The sequence below is a fragment of the Alcaligenes parafaecalis genome, from assembly GCF_026344135.1.
GTDB classification, from domain to species: Bacteria; Pseudomonadota; Gammaproteobacteria; order Burkholderiales; family Burkholderiaceae_B; genus Alcaligenes; species Alcaligenes parafaecalis.
Genome location: NZ_JAPKNA010000002.1, coordinates 580,906 through 602,789 on the forward strand (window position 1 = coordinate 580,906; position 21,884 = coordinate 602,789).

General features: G+C 54.6%; 19 protein-coding genes and 1 tRNA gene. 13 read left to right on the forward strand and 7 right to left on the reverse strand.

The features are described 5' to 3' along the window. The first annotated feature begins 270 nt into the window (after positions 1–270). From tyrS to hisD, 7 genes are all read left to right on the forward strand, one after another. Positions 271–1,497 carry a tyrosine--tRNA ligase gene (gene tyrS / locus OSH09_RS09565; RefSeq protein ID WP_207872174.1) on the forward strand — a complete coding sequence of 409 codons (1,227 nt, stop codon included), beginning with the start codon at positions 271–273 and terminating at the stop codon, positions 1,495–1,497. Positions 1,498–1,516: 19 nt separating this feature from the next. After that, the gene (locus tag OSH09_RS09570; protein WP_207872173.1) at positions 1,517–2,152 is read left to right on the forward strand and encodes a YbhB/YbcL family Raf kinase inhibitor-like protein; all 636 of its coding nucleotides are present in this window, start codon (positions 1,517–1,519) and stop codon (positions 2,150–2,152) included. Between the two features lie 183 nt (positions 2,153–2,335). Further along, complete coding sequence (gene glyA / locus OSH09_RS09575; protein WP_207872172.1) at positions 2,336–3,586, forward strand: serine hydroxymethyltransferase; 1,251 nt, start codon at positions 2,336–2,338, stop codon at positions 3,584–3,586. Positions 3,587–3,622: 36 nt separating this feature from the next. Then, on the forward strand, positions 3,623–4,084 hold the full coding sequence (nrdR, locus tag OSH09_RS09580) for a transcriptional regulator NrdR (RefSeq protein WP_207872171.1): 462 nt from the start codon (positions 3,623–3,625) through the stop codon (positions 4,082–4,084). 4 nt (positions 4,085–4,088) lie between these two features. Continuing rightward, entirely contained in the window at positions 4,089–5,237 is a 1,149-nt protein-coding gene (gene ribD, locus OSH09_RS09585) for a bifunctional diaminohydroxyphosphoribosylaminopyrimidine deaminase/5-amino-6-(5-phosphoribosylamino)uracil reductase RibD (RefSeq protein ID WP_207872170.1), read from the forward strand. A 242-nt stretch (positions 5,238–5,479) separates the two neighbouring features. Further along, a tRNA-Ser gene (locus tag OSH09_RS09590) sits at positions 5,480–5,570 on the forward strand. 300 nt (positions 5,571–5,870) lie between these two features. Next, entirely contained in the window at positions 5,871–7,160 is a 1,290-nt protein-coding gene (hisD, locus tag OSH09_RS09595; RefSeq protein ID WP_266120849.1) for a histidinol dehydrogenase, read from the forward strand. A gap of 126 nt (positions 7,161–7,286) precedes the next feature. Here hisD and OSH09_RS09600 read toward each other — a convergent pair whose 3' ends face one another. Continuing rightward, a complete protein-coding gene (locus tag OSH09_RS09600; protein ID WP_266120850.1) occupies positions 7,287–8,090 on the reverse strand; it encodes a helix-turn-helix domain-containing protein in 804 nt (267 codons plus the stop codon). Between the two features lie 24 nt (positions 8,091–8,114). Continuing rightward, positions 8,115–9,203 (reverse strand): LacI family DNA-binding transcriptional regulator, encoded by a 1,089-nt coding sequence (locus OSH09_RS09605; RefSeq protein ID WP_266120851.1) that lies wholly within the window; start codon positions 9,201–9,203, stop codon positions 8,115–8,117. Between the two features lie 474 nt (positions 9,204–9,677). On the opposite strand from OSH09_RS09605, the gene OSH09_RS09610 reads away from it, so the two are divergent. The 4 genes from OSH09_RS09610 to OSH09_RS09625 all read left to right on the forward strand — a co-directional run bounded on the left by OSH09_RS09610 (position 9,678) and on the right by OSH09_RS09625 (position 15,181). Next, positions 9,678–10,343: a ThuA domain-containing protein gene (locus OSH09_RS09610; RefSeq protein ID WP_266120852.1), complete on the forward strand. Its 666-nt coding sequence runs from the start codon at positions 9,678–9,680 to the stop codon at positions 10,341–10,343. 37 nt (positions 10,344–10,380) lie between these two features. Further along, positions 10,381–12,174: a thiamine pyrophosphate-binding protein gene (locus OSH09_RS09615; RefSeq protein ID WP_266120853.1), complete on the forward strand. Its 1,794-nt coding sequence runs from the start codon at positions 10,381–10,383 to the stop codon at positions 12,172–12,174. 130 nt (positions 12,175–12,304) lie between these two features. Next, positions 12,305–13,555 (forward strand): MFS transporter, encoded by a 1,251-nt coding sequence (locus tag OSH09_RS09620; protein WP_266120854.1) that lies wholly within the window; start codon positions 12,305–12,307, stop codon positions 13,553–13,555. A 117-nt stretch (positions 13,556–13,672) separates the two neighbouring features. Next, the gene (locus tag OSH09_RS09625) at positions 13,673–15,181 is read left to right on the forward strand and encodes a GMC oxidoreductase (RefSeq protein ID WP_266120855.1); all 1,509 of its coding nucleotides are present in this window, start codon (positions 13,673–13,675) and stop codon (positions 15,179–15,181) included. 59 nt (positions 15,182–15,240) lie between these two features. Here OSH09_RS09625 and arsH read toward each other — a convergent pair whose 3' ends face one another. The 5 genes from arsH to OSH09_RS09650 all read right to left on the reverse strand — a co-directional run bounded on the left by arsH (position 15,241) and on the right by OSH09_RS09650 (position 19,171). After that, entirely contained in the window at positions 15,241–15,957 is a 717-nt protein-coding gene (gene arsH, locus OSH09_RS09630; protein WP_266120856.1) for an arsenical resistance protein ArsH, read from the reverse strand. Then, positions 15,944–16,375 (reverse strand): arsenate reductase (glutaredoxin), encoded by a 432-nt coding sequence (gene arsC / locus OSH09_RS09635; protein ID WP_207872160.1) that lies wholly within the window; start codon positions 16,373–16,375, stop codon positions 15,944–15,946. Before arsC ends, arsH begins: the two co-directional genes overlap by 14 nt. Before the next feature lie 24 nt (positions 16,376–16,399). Continuing rightward, the gene (locus OSH09_RS09640; protein WP_266120857.1) at positions 16,400–17,689 is read right to left on the reverse strand and encodes an arsenic transporter; all 1,290 of its coding nucleotides are present in this window, start codon (positions 17,687–17,689) and stop codon (positions 16,400–16,402) included. 83 nt (positions 17,690–17,772) lie between these two features. Then, a complete protein-coding gene (locus OSH09_RS09645; protein WP_207872158.1) occupies positions 17,773–18,096 on the reverse strand; it encodes an ArsR/SmtB family transcription factor in 324 nt (107 codons plus the stop codon). A gap of 217 nt (positions 18,097–18,313) precedes the next feature. Continuing rightward, a complete protein-coding gene (locus OSH09_RS09650) occupies positions 18,314–19,171 on the reverse strand; it encodes a LysR substrate-binding domain-containing protein (RefSeq protein ID WP_266120858.1) in 858 nt (285 codons plus the stop codon). Between the two features lie 363 nt (positions 19,172–19,534). Here OSH09_RS09650 and OSH09_RS09655 point away from each other — a divergent pair, with 363 nt between their 5' ends. Then, a complete protein-coding gene (locus tag OSH09_RS09655; protein WP_266120859.1) occupies positions 19,535–20,152 on the forward strand; it encodes a LysE family translocator in 618 nt (205 codons plus the stop codon). A gap of 302 nt (positions 20,153–20,454) precedes the next feature. Next, a complete protein-coding gene (locus OSH09_RS09660) occupies positions 20,455–21,759 on the forward strand; it encodes a hypothetical protein (protein ID WP_266120860.1) in 1,305 nt (434 codons plus the stop codon). The last annotated feature ends 125 nt before the right edge of the window (positions 21,760–21,884 follow it).

The following is a 21,884-nucleotide window of genomic DNA, read 5'->3' on the forward strand; positions in this document are numbered from 1 at the left end:
AGGAGGAGCGTTTCCCTTTGCTGAACATAAAACCAGAACCTTGTTGGATGTACGGTTCACCGTCCACCCGGCTGGCAGGCGGAGGTCAGTTGTACTGGGCGGACAGAACATTCCAGCCCTGGCAATCTGACCTGCGCGGGAATGATAAAATAATTGGGTTTACGAAACTTTGCTCAATTCTTAAGCACGTGTCGCAATAGCAGGCTATCCTAGCGCATTAGGCTTAATTTTTCGAGCATTTTTACTCATTAGTTTGTCACCAGATTTGTTATGTCATCCCCCTCAGAGCCCCTTTCTCCAGAAGTCCTGGCTGATTTAGCCATTGTCAAACGTGGTTGCGACGAATTGCTCGTCGAATCCGAGTTTGCCCGCAAACTGGCGCGCAGCCATGCAACAGGACAGCCCTTGCGGATTAAGCTGGGTCTGGACCCCACGGCTCCCGATATTCATCTGGGGCACACGGTGGTGCTCAACAAGATGCGCCAGCTACAGGATCTGGGGCATACCGTCATCTTCTTGATTGGCGACTTCACCTCGACCATCGGAGATCCCAGCGGCCGCAACACCACCCGCCCGCCTTTGACGCCCGAGCAGGTCATTGCCAACGCCAAGACCTACTACGAGCAGGCTTCGCTGGTTCTGGACCCCGCCCGTACGGAAGTTCGCTACAACTCCGAATGGTGCGACAAGCTCGGTTCGCGCGGCATGATTCAATTGGCTTCCCGCTATACCGTGGCCCGCATGATGGAGCGTGATGATTTCACCAAACGCTTCAAAGCGAATCAGCCTATCTCGGTGCACGAGTTTCTGTACCCCTTATTGCAGGGCTACGATTCCGTTCAATTGAAAGCCGATGTGGAATTGGGCGGTACCGACCAGAAATTCAATTTGCTGGTGGGCCGTGAATTGCAAAAAGAATATGGTCAGGAACAGCAATGTATTTTGACCATGCCATTGCTGGTGGGTTTGGACGGCGTAGAGAAAATGTCCAAGTCCAAAGGCAATTACATTGGTATCAGTGAAACGCCGGACTCCATGTTCGGCAAGTTGATGTCCATCTCCGACACCTTGATGTGGCGTTACTTCGAGCTGCTGTCTTTCCGCAGCCTGGAAGACATTGCCGGTCTGCAAAAGCAGATTGAAGAAGGCCGTAACCCACGCGAAGTGAAAGTGGAGCTGGCACAGGAGATCGTCACGCGTTTCCACAATGCCCAAGCCGCCGAGCAGGCACTGGAAACCTTTGATGCCCGTTTCCGTCGTGGCGAAATGCCCGAAGATATGCCCGAGGTCACCGTGGCTGGCGAACTGGTCTTGCTGCGTGTCTTGCGCGAAGCGGGTCTGGTTGCTTCCAGCAGCGAAGCCCAGCGCAACGTGGAGCAGGGCGGTGTGCGCATTAATGGCGAGCGTGTGGACGATAAAGGTTTGCAACTGGAGCCGGGCAGCTATGTGCTGCAAGTGGGCAAGCGCAAGTTTGCGCGCGTCACTTTGACCGGCTGATTGATTGTGGAGGTCTGCAATGAAACTGCGTAGTGATTCTTTTCAAGATCAGAGCGTGATTCCTGAGCGTCTGGCATTTTGCCGTTACGACGCTCAATCAAGAGTCGCCTTGGCTGGTAACGCCAATCCGCATCTGGAATGGTCCGATGTTCCCGAGCAGACCCAATCCTTCGTGGTTATTTGCCACGACCCCGATGTCCCTAGCAAGCCGGATGATGTGAATCAGGACGGACGCGAGGTACCGGCAGATTTGCCACGGGTGGATTTCTTCCATTGGGTCTTGATCAACGTCTCGCCCGAATTGCGTAGTCTGGCAGAAGGCTCTTATTCCAAGGGCATTACGCCACGCGGTAAAGCCGGTCCATTGGCTCTGGACGATACTCGTCAGGGCGTGAACGACTATACCAACTGGTTTGCCAGTGACCGCGACATGAACGGTGACTACTTCGGCTACGACGGCCCGTGCCCCCCGTGGAACGACGCCTTGCCGCACCGTTATGTCTTTACTGTTTACGCCCTGGATATTGCCGAGCTGCCTCTGGAAGGTCGCTTCAATGGTCAGGACGTATTGCGCGCCATGGAAGGTCATATCCTGGGACGTGCCGCCTTGACCGGCGTGTACACCCTGAATCCCCGTTTGATCCAGCAATCCTGATTCCCCAAGGCGGACTGCTTGAGTTTTTTTCATATTCTCTTGAGTCCGCCTGCCGCCGCCTTACTTATTTTCACTTTTTTTGGGGTTTCTGCCACCAGAGGCGTTTGTCTCGGTGGTTTCCCGTGCTTCCGCGCTAAAATACCGCTTTCTTAGTTTGCTACCACTTTATCCTTAGGAACCCTCATGTTTGACCGTTCTGCGACTCTTGACAAAGTTGACCCCGATCTTTGGGCTGCGATTCAAAACGAAGATGTGCGCCAGGAGCAGCACATCGAGCTGATCGCCTCGGAAAACTACACCAGCCCTGCCGTGATGCAGGCCCAGGGCACACAACTGACCAATAAATACGCGGAAGGTTACCCAGGCAAGCGCTACTACGGTGGTTGCGAGTTCGTGGACGTGGTCGAGCAACTGGCTATTGACCGTCTGAAAGAGCTGTTTGGCGCTGAAGCTGCCAACGTACAGCCCAATTCCGGTTCGCAAGCCAATCAGGGTGTGTACATGGCTGTACTCAAACCCGGTGACACCGTTCTGGGCATGAGCCTGGCTGAAGGCGGTCACTTGACCCACGGTTCCCCCGTGAACGCATCGGGCAAGCTGTACAACTTCGTGTCCTACGGTCTGGACGAAAACGAAGAGCTGGACTACGACGAGCTGGAGCGCCTGGCCAAAGAGCACAAGCCCAAGCTGATCGTGGGTGGTGCTTCGGCTTACGCCCTGCGCATCGACTTTGAGCGCATGGCTCGTATTGCCCATGAAAACGGCGCCCTGTTCATGGTGGACATTGCTCACTACGCTGGTCTGGTGGCGGGTGGTGCTTACCCCAACCCCGTTCCTCACGCTGACTTCGTAACGTCGACGACTCACAAGTCCCTGCGCGGTCCTCGTGGTGGCGTCATCATGATGAAGGCCGAACACGAAAAAGCCATTAACTCGGCTATTTTCCCCGGCATCCAAGGCGGCCCACTGATCCACGTGATCGCTGGTAAGGCTGTTGCGTTCAAAGAAGCCCTGGCTCCTGAATTCAAGACCTACGCGGCTCAGGTCGTGAAAAACGCTGACGTGCTGGCTCGCACGCTGGTCGAGCGCGGTCTGCGTATCGTGTCCGGTCGTACCGAAAGCCATGTCATGCTGGTGGACCTGCGTCCCAAGGGCATCACCGGTAAAGTGGCCGAAGAAGCGCTGGGCAAAGCCCACATCACGGTCAACAAGAACGCCATTCCTAACGACCCTGAAAAGCCATTCGTCACCAGCGGTGTGCGTTTGGGTACGCCTGCCATGACCACTCGCGGCTTTAAAGAAGCGGAAGCGGAATTGACGGCACACCTGATTGCTGATGTACTGGACAATCCTCACGACGAAGCCGTTTTGGCGGACGTTCGTCGCCGTGTACACGAGCTGACTGCCAAGTTGCCCGTTTACTCCTCCAAGTAATCCAGCCGGAGCGGGCCGCAAGGCCCGCGATCTTGAATGAAGTGTCCGTTCTGCCACCATGCCGATACCCAGGTGATCGACTCTCGAATCACCGAAGAAGGCGACGCCATACGGCGACGTCGTAAATGCTCGGCCTGTGAACGGCGCTTCACAACCTACGAACGTGCTGAACTGAGCCTGCCCGTTGTGGCTAAGCGCAATGGCACTCGTATGGAATTTGACCCCGCAAGACTGCGGGCGAGTATGGGCGTTGCGCTACGCAAACGTTCTATTCCCATGGCTCAGGTCGATGCCGCTGTGCAGCGCATCGAAGAAAAACTTCAACTGACGGGCGAACGCGAAGTCTCCTCCGAGACCATCGGCGAGCTGGTCATGGCCGAGCTCAAAGAGCTGGATCAGGTCGCGTATGTGCGCTTTGCCTCGGTCTACAAGAGCTTTAAAGATATCCGCGAGTTCGTGCAGGCGATCGACGAAATGAACGATCCCGGCCGCGGCTAAGGCTATGGTCGAGCAAGAAGACGTCATCTGGATGCGGCAAGCCCTGGAGCTGGCCGAAAAATCCCTTTATATCAGCGCCCCCAATCCGCGAGTCGCCTGCCTGATTGTGCGCGACGGCCAGTTACTGGCCTCGGGCTCGACGCAGCAGGCGGGTGGCCCTCACGCCGAAGTCATGGCCTTGCGTCAGGCCAAAGAGCGCGGCGTCAATGTGGCGGGTGCCACCTTCTACGTCACCCTTGAGCCTTGCAGCCACCACGGGCGCACGCCTCCTTGTGCAGATGCCTTGGTCAAGGCGGGAGCCGGTCGAGTCGTCTTTTCCATGTACGACCCTAATCCCTTGGTGGCAGGCAACGGCGTTTCGCGTCTGCGTCAGGCGGGAATTACTGTAGATGGACCTTTGTGCGTAGAGCAGGCATTGGCGATCAACGCCGGTTTCTTTGCCCGCATGACGCGTGGACGTCCCTGGTTGTGGATGAAAATGGCCGCCTCGCTGGATGGCCGCAGTGCTTTGCCAGATGGTCGCTCTCAATGGATTACCGGACCTCAGGCCCGTGATGATGGGCATCATTGGCGCGCCCGCAGTTGTGTGGTGCTGACTGGCATCGGCACCGTGCACGCCGATAATCCGCTGATGAATGTGCGGGCGGTTTCTACACCGCGGCCACCGATCAAGGCTGTGCTGGACACGCATTTGCGCATGGACCCGAAGGCCGCCATGCTGGACGGCACGCCATGCTGGGTATTCAGCCACCGTCGAGATCCCGAACGCGAGGCCGAATTGGCAGATCGCAATGCACAAGTCATTCCCATGCCTTTGCACGAAGGCCAAGTGGATGTGCGTGCCGTTCTGGATTGGATGACGGATCAACAGATCAATGAAGTCCATGCAGAAGCCGGTGCCCGTCTTTCCGGCGCCTTGATTGACGCGGGTGTAGTCGACCAATTGCTGATGTATCTGGCTCCCAAAATTCTGGGGCAGGGGCGAGGCGTGGCTGATATTACCGAGCTGGCCGGGCTGGACGATGTAGAACCGTTCGAGTTTACCGATGTGCGCCTGCTGGGTGCTGACTTGCGTGTCCTGGCGCGCCAACGCGATCATTGGGAAGCCTTGCTGCGAGCGGTAGGCGGGGCTTATCCGCCGGACTCTGAATAAAATTTTTTTCTGTATTTCGGCTTGGCCTGGAAAGAAGGCAAGAGACCCGCGCAAGCATGGCAATGGCCCCTATGCACACAAGCCAAGAGGCCATGTTCAATATAAATGGATGTTGCTGCTTAGTTGCCACCAACAATTAGCCACGGAAAAAATTTGAGCGCTTGCGTTACAAGGACAAGTGCTGCTATTATTATGGACTTGGCATTAGCAGCTTCAAATTGCTTGGCCAAAAAGAACAGTTAGGACAGGTGGCCGAGTGGTTGAAGGCGCACGCCTGGAAAGCGTGTATACGTTTATAGCGTATCGGGGGTTCGAATCCCCCTCTGTCCGCCAAGAATTCAGTACAAAAAACCCGCCCAGCGCATAGCTTGGCGGGTTTTTTGTCGTCTGCAGTAAACGTTACTCAGGCGGGATGGGCCTTATGACATGTGCGATGGGCTGAAGAGTGCGTCATCTTGCGATACGCAACTGCTTCATTTTGCTGCGATTTTCGACTTCCGTGCGAAATTGAAAAAAAGAAATGCGGGACAAATAATGGCTTCCTGTCAGTACTCAGTATTTTCATTTTTCCTTTTATCTCTAAGCCGGATTCAAGCTGCGTCGAGCTCTGGCCCACACGGAGTAAGTTAAATCATGATTCGAGTCATTAAGCCGTCCAAGCCTGTCGAGGCTGTTCAAGAAATCGCGGCTGATGTTGAGCGCGTCGTCAAACAAATTATTCAGGATGTCCAGGAGCGGGGCGATGCCGCGGTACGCGAGTATTCGCAGAAGTTTGATAAGTGGACACCGGACAGTTTCCGCCTGACGGATGAGCAAATCGCTCAATGTGTGGCCCAGTTGTCAGACCAGGAGCTTTCGGATATCAAATTCGCCCAGGAGCAGGTTCGCCGGTTTGCGCAGGCCCAAAGAGAGTCGATGCGCGATATTGAAATCGAAACCTTGCCTGGGGTAGTGCTCGGACACAAGAACCTGCCGGTGCAGTCGGTAGCGTGCTATGTCCCAGGTGGTAAGTACCCCTTGATCGCCTCTGCCCATATGGGAGTAGTTACGGCCAAGGTGGCTGGTGTGCCGCGGATCGTTGCGGTAGCGCCGCCATTTGCCGGTAAACCCAATGCGGCCATTGTGGCTGCAATGCATTTAGGTGGGGCGGACGAAATTTACTGTGTGGGCGGTGTGCAGGCAGTGGCTGCGCTGGCATTAGGCACGGATTCGTTTGCTCCCGTGGACATGATTGTGGGGCCAGGTAATGCCTATGTGGCTGAAGCCAAGCGACAGCTTTTTGGCAAGATCGGTATCGACCTGATCGCGGGCCCGACTGAAACTTTATTGATCGCAGACCAGAGCTGTGACGCGGAAATGGCGGCAGCAGACTTGCTGGGCCAGGCAGAACACGGGGTTAACTCACCCACTGTTCTGGTGACCAATAGTGCCGCCCTGGCTGAGGCTTTGCCAGCCGAGATTGAGCGCCAGCTTGCTGTCCTGCCCACGGCTCCCGTGGCCTCGATTGCCTGGCGGGATTATGGCGAAATTATCTTGTGCGACACCCTGGAAGAGATGTTGAGCGAAGGTGACCGTATTGCCTCGGAGCATGTCCAGATTCTGACGGAAGATCCCGACTATTTTCTGCAGAACATGAAAAATTACGGTGCTTTGTTTTTAGGGGCACGCACGACGGTGTCCTATGGCGATAAGGTGATCGGCACAAACCATACCTTGCCGACCATGCGAGCTGCCCGCTATACCGGCGGTCTGTGGGTGGGCAAGTTCCTCAAGACCTGCACTTATCAAAAAGTGCTGACGGACGAGGCATCGGCCTTGATTGGTCAGTACTGCTCGCGCTTGTGCGCGATGGAAGGCTTTGCGGGGCATAAAGAGCAGGCTGATTTGCGTGTGCGCCGTTATGGGAACAAGTCTTTGATCTGATTGCCTGGCACGCGCCATCCGTCTTGATGCTTCAGTACGCTTTGTAGCAAGCCTGGTGGCGCGGCGGAAAAGTAGATGCTGGCCGTCTGTTCAGAATGTGGCTCCTGTCAGGGCAGGCAAGGGTTCTTAGACTTCTGCCAGCAAGTTTGGCGTCTGGCACAGATAGGCTTTGATCGCTGCGGGGATGGAGTTGTCATCCGGGGAGATCAGGGCCGCTTGGCGCAAAATAGCACGGCGTGCCTGCTGGCTCTCTCCCAGTTTCTGGAATACGGCACGCGCTGCGTAGGGCTGACCATAGGCGGTAGAGGCAATGCCCGACAATAAGCCATACATATACTTGATAGGCGTACGAAATTGCGGCATCAGAATGGTGTTGGTGATTTCATTGCGTTGACGCCTTTCGTAATCACACAAAAAGAGCCGATTCCCCAGAAAGTAGCAGACGCCGCGGTAGGTGAAGTGGTACCGATCCACATTGCCGCTGTCATCTGGCACCGCCATGGATTCCAGTGTGATATAGCGCACAAGTCCTTCTTGCTGATACAGGATGCTTACTGCGCGTACGATCGAGTTCAGATAAATCGATGAGCGATGGTAGCGCAAGTAGGTCCCCAGGAAAGGCTGCAGTTGGGTGACAGACTGTCGGGCCAGGGTGGCCAGCGTTTGAAAGTGAGCCAGACCTACGGGCTCTTCGGCCCGGCTGTCGCCATGGAGCCGCTTCAGAAACTGGACGGGCGGCAGGCTCAGATCTTCAATACTGATTGCCTGATATCGGGCTATTTTGCTCAGGTTTTGCCGCGATGGTGTATGGGTGCCCGCCAGGTACTTATTGAACTGTTGGCGATTAATACCTACCTGACGACAAAGTTCAGCGACAGAGCCGGACTGATCGGAAATATGACGCAGGTTCTGAACGAGTGGAGAGGTCATTGGGGCACCTTGCTGTGTTTGGTTTCAGGCAGTGTGAGGGGGAGCGGCGGTGGAGTTACGTACGATCAGGCGTGTAGGGAAAATTTTGCATTTGGGTGGCTGATCGGCACTGCCGTGAGGGTCATCCAGCATTTCGATCAGGAATTTTGCTGCACACACGCCTTTTTCGACCAAGGGTTGGCGGATCGTTGTCAGGTCCTGCCTGGCCGCTTCGGGAATGTCATCGAAACCTATAATTGAAATATCTTCTGGCACGCGTATTCCCAGCTTTTTTGCGACCGTCAGGCAAGCCAGTGCCATGACGTCGGAGCTGGCGATGATTCCTGTCACGTCTTGCTTGAGCAGCAAGGTTTCGGCTGCGCCTTGGCCGGAGACACTGTCAAATCCGCCTGCCTCGACAATTTGCAGGTCCTTGAACTCGATACCTGCTTCCTGGGCGGCATCAATATAGCCAGCCAGACGTTCGCGCGCGATCATCTCGTTCGATTGTTCAAAGCGTTTCTGGTCAACCAGGCCGCGATGACCATCTGGGCGTAATCGCTCAACCATGATGCCCAGACGACGGTGGCCCAGCGCTAGCAGGTGTTTGACTTGCTCTTTGGCGGCGGACCGGTCATCAATACCGACATAATGCGCGTGCGGCAATCTGGGGGAGTCGACCACAACCAAGGGGATTTTTTGCTGGACGATAGAGCGAACCGTTGGGTGGTCTTCCGGCAAAGTGGAAATAATAAGACCGTCCACCAAGCCTCGTACCGCCAGGTTGGATGCGCTGCCACCATCTGCGATCAGACGCTGGTTATTCATGGGGAAAAGAGTGAGGGCGACATTGGAGAGCTCGTTCACACTGCTGATCCCTTGCAGCAAAGCCATGGCCCAAGGATCTGCACAGGCATAGGACAGTTGATCCATGACGATGAGTCCGATTGCACCCACACGACCCGAGCGCAGGCTGCCAGCGCGCAGATTCGGGCCGGGGTATCCCAGGCTTTGCGCCACTTCGAAAATATGCTCGCGCACCGCAGGCGATATTTTGCTTGAACCGCTGTAAGCGTACGACACTGCAGGTTGGGATACGCCCGCCGCTTTGGCGACATCTTTCATCGATACCATGTGTTTTGTTCCAGTAGAGCCATACTCGCATCCAATGTCATACGTATAACCTTTTTATCCAAATCAGCTTGCTAAGATCCTTGCTAAAGCAGGCGAGGAGCGGTGTTGTTTCGAGTGGGAAACCCAGTTTTAAATTGGCTGCTATTGCCAGATGAAAGCCATTGGGCTGGTGAAGTAGGTGCTGTATGCCGCCTGGCTACAGATCGAGTTTTTAGGCTTATTCAAGCCGTTTGTACTGAATTCTATCCTTTTTTTGATATTTTTAGGACAGAAACTGCGTCAGGCCTGCGTCGAATTACGTCACATGAAGCACCTATTTATTCTTGTTATGACTATCAGGACAAACCCGATGTTTTTGGATTTATTGGTGTTTACCCTATCACCTCGTTGAGTATTTTTTTTTAAACTACAGAGGTTATACGTATAACTTAATGGGTATTTTTTTGGATTCTGATCTTAACTGAGGTGATTATCGTGACTCGCGTTCTGTATCTCTACGGTGGCTGGCCTGGCCATTTTCCCTATGAAATTGCTGCTTGGGCACGTGAGCTGTTTCAAGAGTTGGAATTCTGTGTGGAGGAGTCCAACGACATCTTCACCCTGGATCGCGATTTGACTGCTTTCGATCTAATCGTGATTGGTTGGAACAATGCGGTGACCACGGAAACGCTGACCGCAGCGCAAGAGAACCGTCTTCTGGAGGCTATCGAAGGTGGGACAGGTTTTGTCGGCTGGCATGGTGCGGGTGCCGCTTTTAGAAGTAGTCTGAAATACCACATGGTGTTGGGTGGCTCTTTTTTGGAGCACCCCGCCGGAGAAGGTGTACCACACCCCTACATGGTCAATATGGTGGACCGCTCCCACCCCGTCTGTCAGGGCGTAGAGGACTTTGAAGTCCGTTCCGAACAGTACTACATGCAGGTTGATCCCAATTTGCAGGTGCTGGCACAGACTACCTTCGACGGTAATCCCATGCCTTGGCTCAAAGGGCACACCTCGCCGGTTGCCTGGGTACGGCAGTGGGGCCTGGGCCGCGTGTTTTATCACTCCATTGGCCATGACACCGGCAATCTTGCTAACCCCAATATCCGCAGACTGACCAGGCAAGGCTTGGCCTGGGCTGCCCGTCGCCGCGCGTAACACGCCGCTCATCGCATTTTCTTATGAAGGATAGACCATGCTGAAAAAGAAATTGACTGGGGGCCAGATCGTGGCCCAGACCTTGAAAAACTATGGTGTCGAGTATGTTGCCGGAATTCCGGGACATGGCATCTGGACACAGACCGATGCCTTTCTTGAAGAGGACTCAAAGCTCCGGTTTATCCAGGTATTCCACGAGCAAAGCGCGGTGCATCTGGCTGATGGCTATTACCGCGTCGCCGGTAAACCTATGGCGGCCTTGACCTCTATTGGCGCAGGTGCCAGCAATACCGTGATTGGTATGGCTACCGCCTTTACGGATTCCACCAGTGTGATGCTGATTACTGGCGGGCCTCCGACGCATATGCGTGGCCATGGGCTGTTGCAGGAGCTGGAGCGCTACACCGACAATGATTTTCCCAAGATTGCTGAAGCCGTCAGCAAACGCCATTGGGTTGTGACTCGGGTGGAGGAATTGCCTTTTGTCATGCACCGCGCCTGGAGTGCGATGGTAACGGGGCGTCCAGGCCCAGTGCACATCGAGATTCCGATGGATGTGCAGGCCGAGTCTGCAGATGTTCAGTTGCATCCGATTGAGGAGCGGCTGCCTGTTGGACGCGCTTTCCCTGATCCGCAGGCGATTGCGGCAGCATGCGATGTACTCAAGACGGCACAGCGTCCAGTGATGGTCATCGGTGGCGGCGTCATCACTGGCGAGGCCTGGAATGAGGTGAGAGCGTTGGCTGAAGCCTGGCAGATGCCCGTGGTGACGACCTGGAACGGCAAGAGCGGTTTCCCGGAAGATCACCCCCTGTTTGCCGGTAGTGTCGGTCAGACCGGGACATTGTGCGGGAATGAGATCGCCTCCAAGGCGGATGTATTGCTAGCCGTGGGCTGCCGTTTCACCGATTGGTCTTCTTCCAGTTATGCCAAGGGGGTGACCTTTTCGATCCCTCCCTCCAGGCTGATTCATATCGATATTGATCCCCATGAGATTGGCAAAAACTACCCGGTCACAGTGGGCATTGTGGCTGATGCCAAGCATGCCCTGGCTCAACTGGTTCAAGCCCTGGGTGGTCAAACTGCAGACCGTCCTGACTATATGAAGGTTTTGCAGGATGCCAAGGCGAAGTGGGAGGCTACCCTGGCCAAACGGCGTGATTCCGACCGTTTCCCCTTTACCTCGCAACGGCCACTGGGTGCGCTGCGCAAGGTATTTCCGCGTAACACCATTGTGGTGGTGGGCTCGGGCAATACACAGGGTGCCGTGAAGCAGACTTTTCCTGTCTATGAGCCACGCACACACCTGACTTCGGGTGGGTTCTCCTCGATGGGCTGGGCTGTGCCTGCTGCGATTGGCGCCAAACTGGCGGCCCCTGACCAGCCTGTAGTGTGCATCGTCGGTGATGGCGATTTTCTGATGACGTCGCAAGAGATTGCCATTTGTGTGACGAACAATATTCCAGTGGTTTTTCTGGTTCAGAACAATGCAGGCTATATGTCGATCCGGGGCGGGCAGCGCAAGCAAACCAGCCGTCATATCGGCACCGAGTTCAATCTGCCCAATGGCGAGCCTTACACCCCTGACTTCAAGGCGGTGGGCGAGGCCTTTGGTCTGCAGTCCTGGCGTGTCGAGCGTAATGAAGATCTGGAGCCGGTGTTGCAGCAAGCGCTGCAAAGCAATGCACCAGCTCTGATTGAGCTTCCCACAGATCGCGATGCCGCTGGGCCGTGGGTTCCTGGCTGGTGGGATTTCCCTATCCCTGAGTACATCAATGATGAGCGGCAGGACGAATATCGCGTGTTGCGCGAATCAGAGCAGCATTTGTAAAGCAAGACTCGTGGTGCTCGTGCGGTAGCGCGAGTGCCACCTGTTCCCGCTGGCCGCTTATCTTTTATTCGTATGTGCCATTCGTGCGGATGATTTTTTTGCAGCCTTTATTTGCATGAGGCAAAAAAATATGACGCTACAAGAGAACGCTCTTGTCACCCCCCGGATTGTCCAGGCTCGTATGGCGACGTTCGGCGGCTTCGCCCTCATTGGGGCCATGATGTACATCTGGTCTACCAGCGTGAGTGCCTTGCGCTATCACCTGGGGCTGACAGGGGCGCAGGGCGATCTGAGCTTTGGGATGATTGCTTTCAGCATCGGAGTGGGGGCGGCCGTGGGCAGCCTGCTGGTCGGACGTTTCATTGATGTGCTGGGGCCCAAGCGGGCCGTGGGTACAACGTTGATTCTGTATCCACTGTCGATTATCCCACTGGGGCTGGTTAGTGACCTGGGTTTTGCACAAGCATTCGGCCTTGTTTTTGGCCTGCTGCGCGGTGCCACCGATACGGCGCTTAATGCACATGGTGTCCAGGTCGAGCGATTTTACGGCCGCCCCATCATGGCGGGGTTTCATGCCTTTTACTCGCTGGGTGGGCTGTTGTTTGGGCTGCTGGGCAGTTACTTCGCCGGCCAATACACCGAGAGTGCGGCGGTGCCATTCATCTTGTGTGCAGGCTGTCTTCTAATTGCCAGCATGGTTATCTTTCATTACCTGTTAAATAAAGAGGAACTGTCATTGGCTCCGGGGTCGGAAGATCAAGCAGCCTTTGAAACGAACTCGCCAGAATCTCCTCCCAAGGCGGGTGGGGGCGAGTACATCATCTTGCTGATGGTGGGCTTTGGTTTGTTATTGCTAGGTGCCATGCTGGGAGAGAATGCGGTCGCGGACTGGGGGCAAGAGTATTTAAGTCGTCATGTTGGCACCAGCACGGCGACGGCTGCTATGGCCATCAGTTTCTTTACCGGCGCTCAATTTCTGGGCCGTATTGCCGGGGATTACCTGGCAAGGTTGCTAGGTCAGGCGCGTCTTGTAATGGGCTGTGGCTTATGTGCCGTGCTGGGCCTGCTTGTCGTTGTCTTTGGTGATAGCGCATTCATGGGGATCATCGGCTTTACCTTGTTCGGTCTTGGCCTTTCATGCATAGCACCCATGATGCTCTCCAGTGCGGGCCGTAAAGATCCGGCGAATGCAGGTAGAAACATAGGCATCGTCAATGGCATCGGCTTCACAGGCATGCTGGCGGCCCCGGCTCTGTTGTCTTTGGTCGTTAATACCTTTGGTATTGGGAAGCTGTTGTACATCCCCCTCATGTTGCTTGGGATTCTTGCGATTTTCGGGCCCCGGCTTATGCAAAAAAGAATGCCTGAGTCATCCATATAAACCGTCACACCCACGTCTTGAGCGCTTTTGACTCAACGCCCTGCATGGCGGCTTGGCGTTGAAGCGGCCTTTGTCTGGTGCCGGGCGCACCGCCTTTTACATGAAGAAGAAACACGTATGGAAACAGCAGCAGATATCCTTATCATCGGTTCCGGGATTGGTGGCAGCTCATTAGCTTGCAGCTTGGCGGCAAGTGGCAGAAAGATCGTTATCCTGGAGCGAGGACAGTATTTGCGGGACTCGCCGGAAGCCAGGGACGAGCTGGCCATTTTCCGTGATGGGTTTTACAAGTCTGCCGAGCAATGGGAAGGCACGGATGGGCAGAAGTTTTTACCAGGCAACTACTACTGTGTAGGCGGAAACTCGAAATTTTTCGGTGGAGTCATGTACCGCTACCGAGCTGAGGATTTTGAACCTCGCTTGCATATGCAAGGGCACTCGCCGGGCTGGCCGCTTTCCTACTTTGATCTTGAGCCCTGGTACGAATATGCAGAAGAGGTATTTCAGGTTCATGGTGCCGTAGGGGGCGATGTCTCGGAGCCACCGCGTTCCAAGCCTTATTCTCGCCCCCCTGTCCCGGATGAGCCGTGTATTGCCGTGCTGCGGCAGCGTTTGCAGAAAGCAGGTGTGAATCCGGTGAGCTTGCCCTTGTCGGTTGATGTCGATAAGTGGCTGCAGCGGGCTCCCACGGGCTGGGACGCTTTCCCGAATACCGGCAATGGGAAAATTGATGCTGAGGTAGGGCCGCTGAGTCGGGCGCTGTCCTATCCCAATGTTTCCTTGATTACCGGTGCGCAGGTCTTGCGCCTGGAAACGGATTCGAGTGGTGGGCGGGTCAGCGCAGCGGTATTCATGAAGGACGGTGTGGAGCACCGCATTCAGGCCGACGTATTTGCCGTCGCGGCGGGTGCGGTGCAGTCGGCGGCACTGTTGCTACGTTCGGCCAACAGCGCACACCCTGGTGGCCTTGCGAATAGTTCGGACCAACTGGGCCGCAACTTCATGAATCACAACACGACCGCCATGTTGGCTTTGGATCTCTTCAAACCCAATACGGCGGTTTATCAGAAAACATTGGCTTTTAATGATTTCTACAACAGTGATGATGAGGCAGGTTATCCGCTGGGCAATGTGCAACTGCTAGGACACATTACCGGCAACATCTTGAAGGCTAATATGCCTGCCGCGTTTCCGCTCTGGCTGACTCGCCTGATTGCCCGCTATGCGTACGGCTGGTTTCTGACTAGCGAGGATTTACCAAATCCGGAAAGCCGGGTCATGGTGCGTGATGGGCAGATCGTCGTAAATTGGGTTCGGTCCAATATGTGGGCTCATCAGGCCCTTATCAAACGTACCCGCGCTGTAATGCGCAAGGCGGGCTTTCCTGTCGTGTTAACGCATACATTTGGTCGGAAAACGACCTCGCATCAATGTGGTACTGCCAAGATGGGGCTTGATCCTAGAAGCTCGGTTGTTTCTACTGATTGCCGCACTCATGATGTATCCAATTTGTATATCACTGATGCCTCGGTGCTACCGACTTCGGCGGCGGTGAATCCCGCCTTGACCATTGCTGCCTTGGCATTAAAAGCGGGGGCGGCGATACAGAGTGACGCCTTTGCGTGATGTCCCTTTGGGAAGGGGGCTATGTGACGCCCCTTCCGCAGGTGATGCGGTTTGGCGGTTTAAATGTTTTTTTGATTCACCCGCTTTGACAGCTCCTGCGCCGTCTCCTTGCGTTCGCTGTATCGATCCACCAGATAATCTGCGCAGTCACGCGTCAGCAGGGTGAATTTGACCAGTTCCTCCATCACATCCACCACTCGCTCGTAGTAGGACGAGGGTTTCATGCGGCCTTCTTCGTCAAACTCCAGAAAGGCTTTGGCGACGGAAGACTGATTGGGGATGGTGATCAGGCGCATCCAGCGGCCCAGCACGCGCATCTGGTTCAAGGCGTTAAAGGATTGCGAGCCGCCAGACACTTGCATGACAGCCAGTGTTTTGCCTTGTGTGGGGCGTACCGCACCGATGCTTAACGGTATCCAGTCGATTTGTGCTTTCAGGACGCTGCTCATGGCACCGTGACGTTCGGGAGAGGTCCAGACCATGCCTTCAGCCCACTGCACTAACTGGCGCAACTCTTGCACTTTGGGGTGATCGTCTGTTGCTCCATCGGGCAAAGGTAGTCCATGGGGATCGAAGAGCCTGGTTTCTGCACCCATTGCTTCCAGCAATCGTGCTGCTTCTTGTGTCAAAAAACGGCTGTAGGAGCGCTCTCGCAAGGAGCCGTACAACAGCAGGATGCGGGGTGGATGTGAAGCACGTTTCTGAGGCAGCAGCTCTGTCAGATCTGGGGTTCTAAAAGCGTGTTCGTCCAGATTGGGTAGCTCAGACTTGCTCAATTCTTTGTCCTTTTGCATCAATGACAGCCTCGCCGTCTTCTTTCCAGAATGCACCTTGTTGCGGCTGGGGAAGTATTTCCAGTACCTGTTCAGAGGGGCGACACAAGCGTGTACCCAGTGGGGTAACAACGATGGGGCGGTTGATTAGAATCGGGTGCTCCAGCATGAAATCAATCAGTTGCTCGTCACGCCATTTCGGGTCGCCTAATTGCAGCGCGTCGTAGGGTGTCCCTTTTTGTCGAAGGACTTCCCGTACGCTCAGACCGCAGTCTGCAATCAAGCGAAGCAGAGTGGCTCGGTCTGGCGGCGTTTGCAGGTATTCGATGATGGTGGGCTCTTGACCACTATTGCGGATCAGGCCCAGCGTATTGCGGGACGTGCCGCAGGCCGGGTTGTGATAGATGGTGATGGCTGTCATGGTGTCGTGCTCTTTGTCAGGAAATCAGTTTGTAGTACCCAGACGTAAGGCCAGGGCCGCAAGGGTGATGAGCAGTACAGGTGTGGTCAGGATGGCCCCTACCTTGAAGTAATAGCCCCAGCTAATTTTTGTACCTTTCTGGGCCAGTACGTGCAGCCACAGCAAGGTAGCCAGGCTACCGATGGGAGTGAATTTAGGGCCCAGATCGCTGCCGATGACATTGGCGTAAATCATGGCTTCTTTGACGGCACCTTCCGCGCTGGAAGCATCAATCGATAAAGCGGTGACCAGCACGGTAGGCATATTGTTCATCACCGAGGACAGCAGGGCCGACAGGATGCCCGTTCCCATTGCAGCACCCCATACGCCAGCCTGGGCGAATTTGTCCAGGAGCAGGGCCAGATAATCTGTTAGCCCGGCATTGCGCAGGCCATACACCACCAGATACATGCCTAGCGAGAACACGACGATCTGCCACGGGGCACCACGCAGCACTTTTTGGGTGCTGATTACTGTTCCACGGGCCGCGACGGCTAGAAGGATAATGGCCCCCACGGCGGCGACCGCGCTGACGGGAATACCTGAAGGTTCCAGTGCAAAAAAGCCTGTCAGCAGTAAAGCCAGCACTATCCAGCCAGCCTTGAAAGTGGCCTTGTCCTTGATAGCTTCAGCGGGCTGTTTCAGTTGCTCAAGACGGTAGTCAGTGGGGATGTCACGCCGGAAATACAGCATCAGGACGATAAGGCTGGCTAGCACGGAAACCAGAGTGACGGGTGTCATGATGGCGGCGTACTCCGTGAAGCTCAGCTTGAAGTAGTCAGCCGAGACGATGTTCACCAGATTGGAGACGACCAGAGGCAGACTGGCGGTGTCGGCAATAAAACCAGCCGCCATCACAAAGGCCAGGGTCGCGGCGGGTGAAAAACCCAAGGCAAGCAGCATGGCCATGACGATGGGAGTCAGAATCAAGGCGGCGCCGTCATTGGCAAACAGGGTGGCGACGGCGGCTCCCAAGATCACGATAAAAGCAAAGAGCTTGCGCCCATTTCCGGCTCCCCAGCGAGCGACATGCAAGGCGGCCCATTCAAAGAAGCCTGCTTCATCCAGTATCAGGCTGATGATGATAATGGCAACAAAGGTGGCCGTAGCGTTCCATACGATGCTCCAGACCACAGCCAGATCAGTCCATTGCACTACGCCTGAAAGCAGGGCGGCGGCGGCACCGAATGATGCACTCCAACCGATGCCCAGTCCTTTGGGCTGCCAGATCACCAGGGTTAAGGTGGCAATGAAAATAAGAACGGCCGTTAGCATGACAGAGGGCTTGGTTTCGAGGCTTGAGGTAAGAAAGAAGGCACGCCAAGAGGCGTAGATTCAACTTGGTGCCGGTGCATCGCTTAACACGGCGGGCAAGAGGTAGGCGCGGTGTTGCAGCTTTCCCCCTGACAGCAGTTTTCAGTCAGGTAGGCGAGCAGAGTATTCATGGCGGGAAAGGTGGCGCTGTACAGCAGGTTGCGACCTTGTCGCTCGGCATGGATAAGCCCCGCATTGCTTAACTCCTTTAAATGGAAGGAGAGCGCGTTGGGGGCGATGCCTAGCTGTTCAGCCAGGATGCTGGGAGTCAGACCGGATGGGCCTGCGACGACCAGGGCGCGGAACACCCGCAGGCGGGCTTCGTGGGCCAGAGCGGCCAGTGAACGGATAACTTGAGATTCTTCCATGAGCAAATAATACAACAATTCTTGAATTATTGAATAGTGGGCTTTAACTAGTATTTGAAGTTCGTTGAGTCAGCCCATTTATTGGGCCGCTAGGACGACGTCTGCCTGCCCGTGCGCCTGTATTTCTGTGTATTTATGCGCTTATGTGACTTGGCAAAGTGCGATGTTTGAAGGCAGGAGGATACGCTGGGGTTCGCGCTGTGCCCTTTAGCGCAGCCTAGCTCGCCAACTGCTCACAAAGCCAATCTGCAAACACCTCCGCACGCGGGTTCTGATCCAGTGCTTGGGGCGAGAGCAGGTAGTACGCCGAGCCGTCCGGGATGAAGCCATGCGGGGCAATCAGTTGGCCGTTGTGCAGTTCATCTTCCACCATCAGCTGCGACACCATCGCCATGCCTTGCCCGGACAGGGCGGCCTGGATGCACAAATAAAAATGCTCCAGTTGCAGCTTGCTGGCGGAGCGTAGGGTGGTGTTGCTAAGCCGTGCCCAAGTAGCCCAGGCTTGGGCACGGGAACTGCTATGTATCAGCACCTGTTTGGACGCTTCCTGCGTGTATGGGTATTGAGGCTGGCAGACCGGGCCTATCTTCTCATCGCATAGCCTCAGGCCGCAGACCGAGTCGGCCCAATGGAAGTCATCGCGACGTATTGCCAGATCCACCCCCATTTGAGCGAAGTTGACCGGCCCCCCGGCGGTGATCAGGTGCACGGTGATATTAGGGTGCAATGCCTGAAAATTCCCCAGGCGCGGAATCAGCCATTTCATGGCGATGGTGGGTTCGCAGGAGACGGCCAGAGCATGCTCGCGCTGGGTTTGCTGCAGTTGATACACCACATCTTCCAGCCGTTCAAACATGGGGGCGGTGACATGCAAAAGCTGGCGGCCTGCAGGCGTCAGAAAGACAGCCCGATTACGCCGCTCAAACAACTCGACTCCCAGGGATTCTTCCAGCGCTCGAATCTGGCGGCTGACTGCGCCGTGAGTGACATGCAGTAGCTGGGCTGCCTGCACAAAACTACCTGCCTGGGCCGCGGTGTCGAAGTAGCGGAAGGCCGTGAGATTAGGGATTTGCATGGTCGATGAAAACTCACAGAAATGGCGCAGTAATTATCGTTTTTAAATTAGCACAGGATTATCAATAATGAAATGCTGTGAGTGGCGATAATTTTATGGAATAAGTGGGAATGGAAGTGATTTGGTATCGGGCCTGGGTAAGTCACCTTGGTGAGAAAAATAATAATAAATAAATGAATTTCGCGCCTGTAAAAAACACTATTTTTTAGGTTTTTGGCTGTCGTTTTCGATTGAGCATCTAGCTGAGCTTGAGCCGTTCACCAGACAGCACAGAACCTTCTCAAGTGTAGGGCAGGGCCTGGGACCTGGCGGCTTTCGGAGTGGGGCTTAGCCCCGATTTCATCAAACTTAAGGTTGTTAAAAATGCATGAACTGTTGGCGGTTGCCACCATCACCATCCTGGCTGTGATCAGTCCTGGCCCGGACTTCGCCATGGTCACTCGTAATGGCTATTCCTTTGGTCGCAGGATTGGTTTGATTTCAGCGCTGGGCATTGCCGCCGGAGTGCAGGTGCACGTGGTCTACACCGTGCTGGGGGTAGCGATTCTGATTACCCAGTCGCCCACCTTGTTTTGGGTGATGAAGGTGGCTGGGGCGGCGTACTTGATGTATTTGGGCTACCAGTCTTTTCAGAATCGTACGCCCTTGAATACGGATGGTGAGCCAGGGAAGGTGCCTAGTGCTTGGCAAGCCTTTGGGATGGGCTTTTTGACCAATGCCTTGAACCCTAAAACCATGCTGTTTGTAGTGGCGACATTTACGCAGTTGGTGCAGCCTGATGCGCCGTTCTGGCTGAATTTTGCTTATGGGTTTTTTATGTCGTTTGCCCATTGGGTCTGGTTCAGTATCGTCGCCATCGTGTTTTCAAACAGGCGGTTGCGGGCGGCGATGCTGGCTAGGCAGAGGCTGCTGGATAGGGGGATTGGTGTTGCTTTGCTGGGTTTGGGTGCATCGCTCTTGTTTACCAACTCGGTGTCCTAGAAGGGCGCAATGGATGGCAGAAGCTGGAGCAGGCAAGGTCAAGGGCCTGTTCTATGTGGCCTGATGATTAAAGATTTTAAGAAAGCCTGATTTTTTAATTAATTGGGACTAATTATAAAATTATTTTTTAATGAGTTTTATATGGCTATTAATAATAGAAATTTAAAAATATAAAAATAATAGATATTGAAAATTAAAAAAGAATATCTGTTATTTTTTGTCATTAATTGAGAGATGTCTGGTTATAGTTTGCAAGTCACTGTATTTCGTTTCGCACACTACCTGTCGATAGGGAGACCAGAATGGCTTGCAATCACCTCCGTCCTACCATGATTGTTGGTTCCTGCTTTGCATTATTGGCTGCATTTCAGGGTAGCGCTGTGGCGCAAACCCCCGAGCCCCGTTTGGATACCAGCCAGCTTTATGCTGATGTGCATTTCCATGCGTCCAATTACGCCATGCAAGGGATTCCTTTAAAGGAATACGCACAGCGATACATGAGCGCAGACCGGCAGCAGATTATTCGCTCCACCATCATGCCGATTCCCTTGCAACAACGCTGGGACGGTTTTGAGGAGTATCAGGCGCAAGGGCCCAATAATCAGATGTTTGGCCCTAATTACTACATTGGCTCTAAAGCGGACCTGTACTACTACTCGTTTATCGATGCCATGTTTGCGCGAGAGTACGAAAGGCTGGAACCCCAGTACCAGGAAAAGCTGGACGTCATGATTACGGCCTTCAATCCTATGGATGTTTATGCTTCGCAGCACATCAAGCGAGCTGTGTTGAGCTTTCCAGGCGTGTTTTCCGGGGTAGGCGAATTCACCATTCACAAGGAACTGGTGTCCAGCAAACTGGCGGGTGAAACGGTAGAAGAAACCAAGGCGCCGTCTGTGCCCCTACCCCCTGATGCGGGAGATGGCAGCAAGGTGTCCTTGTACTCCGAGTCCTTGGAGTACCTGTTCAAGACCATCGAAGAGGTCGGTCTGGTCGCGATTTTGCACAACGATATGTACCGGGTCGAGGTCAACTACAAGGGTGAGCTGGAAAACGCCTACCCGAATCAGGATTACGTAAAGGGCTTGAAGCATGTCTGCGGCCACGCTCCTAATGCCAAGGTGGTGTGGGCCCACACCGGTTTGGGTCGTTTTGTTAAACCCACCAGCGATCACATTACGCGGGTGAAGAAAGTGCTGGATGCGTGCCCGAGCTGGTCTACTGATATCTCCTGGGATCTGGTGCAGGACTATATGCTGGACCCCGAACCGGGCATGCCCAGCCGCCAGGATTGGTTGAATTTCTTCAAGGAATATCAGAACCGGATTCTGTGGGGGTCAGATGTGGTGATCTTCACGCGTAACCGATTTGAGTCCAATCCGCCCACCTCGGTGACGCCGGGCAGTTTGATGCAACCGGATCAGTATCACGCTGATTTGTCCAAAATGAAGGACTTCCTGGATGAGCTGCCTGTCGCTATTGGCAACAAGATTCGCCATGAAAACTATGTGCGTTTGTTCAACCGAGCCAAGTTCTCTGTTCGCGCTTGGGAGCGCGAGAATGCGGATCTGAATATCTGGGATATTCCTACGCCAGTCCATCCTTAAGGCGGGCTTGTTATGAGTGTTGCCGCCAGTTCTTGAGCGTGTTTTTTCGGCACAAGAGCCATGGGTTTTCAGGAGCGGAAATAGCAGTTTGAAGCCCCTGCCTTTGCAAGAGACGCGTCATGCTC

What these genes read in the sequence shown, in the direction of transcription:
- tyrS (WP_207872174.1), top strand. Translation starts at nt 271, where the DNA reads ATGTCATCCCCCTCAGAGCCCCTTTCTCCAGAAGTCCTGGCTGATTTA.
- OSH09_RS09600 (WP_266120850.1), bottom strand. Translation starts at nt 8,090, where the DNA reads ATGACCTCTCCACTCGTTCAGAACCTGCGTCATATTTCCGATCAGTCC.
- OSH09_RS09605 (WP_266120851.1), bottom strand. Translation starts at nt 9,203, where the DNA reads ATGGTATCGATGAAAGATGTCGCCAAAGCGGCGGGCGTATCCCAACCT.
- OSH09_RS09640 (WP_266120857.1), bottom strand. Translation starts at nt 17,689, where the DNA reads ATGCTAACGGCCGTTCTTATTTTCATTGCCACCTTAACCCTGGTGATC.
- nrdR (WP_207872171.1), top strand. Translation starts at nt 3,623, where the DNA reads ATGAAGTGTCCGTTCTGCCACCATGCCGATACCCAGGTGATCGACTCT.
- OSH09_RS09620 (WP_266120854.1), top strand. Translation starts at nt 12,305, where the DNA reads ATGACGCTACAAGAGAACGCTCTTGTCACCCCCCGGATTGTCCAGGCT.
- ribD (WP_207872170.1), top strand. Translation starts at nt 4,089, where the DNA reads ATGGTCGAGCAAGAAGACGTCATCTGGATGCGGCAAGCCCTGGAGCTG.
- OSH09_RS09625 (WP_266120855.1), top strand. Translation starts at nt 13,673, where the DNA reads ATGGAAACAGCAGCAGATATCCTTATCATCGGTTCCGGGATTGGTGGC.
- OSH09_RS09615 (WP_266120853.1), top strand. Translation starts at nt 10,381, where the DNA reads ATGCTGAAAAAGAAATTGACTGGGGGCCAGATCGTGGCCCAGACCTTG.
- OSH09_RS09650 (WP_266120858.1), bottom strand. Translation starts at nt 19,171, where the DNA reads ATGCAAATCCCTAATCTCACGGCCTTCCGCTACTTCGACACCGCGGCC.
- OSH09_RS09655 (WP_266120859.1), top strand. Translation starts at nt 19,535, where the DNA reads ATGCATGAACTGTTGGCGGTTGCCACCATCACCATCCTGGCTGTGATC.
- OSH09_RS09570 (WP_207872173.1), top strand. Translation starts at nt 1,517, where the DNA reads ATGAAACTGCGTAGTGATTCTTTTCAAGATCAGAGCGTGATTCCTGAG.
- hisD (WP_266120849.1), top strand. Translation starts at nt 5,871, where the DNA reads ATGATTCGAGTCATTAAGCCGTCCAAGCCTGTCGAGGCTGTTCAAGAA.
- OSH09_RS09645 (WP_207872158.1), bottom strand. Translation starts at nt 18,096, where the DNA reads ATGGAAGAATCTCAAGTTATCCGTTCACTGGCCGCTCTGGCCCACGAA.
- arsC (WP_207872160.1), bottom strand. Translation starts at nt 16,375, where the DNA reads ATGACAGCCATCACCATCTATCACAACCCGGCCTGCGGCACGTCCCGC.
- glyA (WP_207872172.1), top strand. Translation starts at nt 2,336, where the DNA reads ATGTTTGACCGTTCTGCGACTCTTGACAAAGTTGACCCCGATCTTTGG.
- OSH09_RS09660 (WP_266120860.1), top strand. Translation starts at nt 20,455, where the DNA reads ATGGCTTGCAATCACCTCCGTCCTACCATGATTGTTGGTTCCTGCTTT.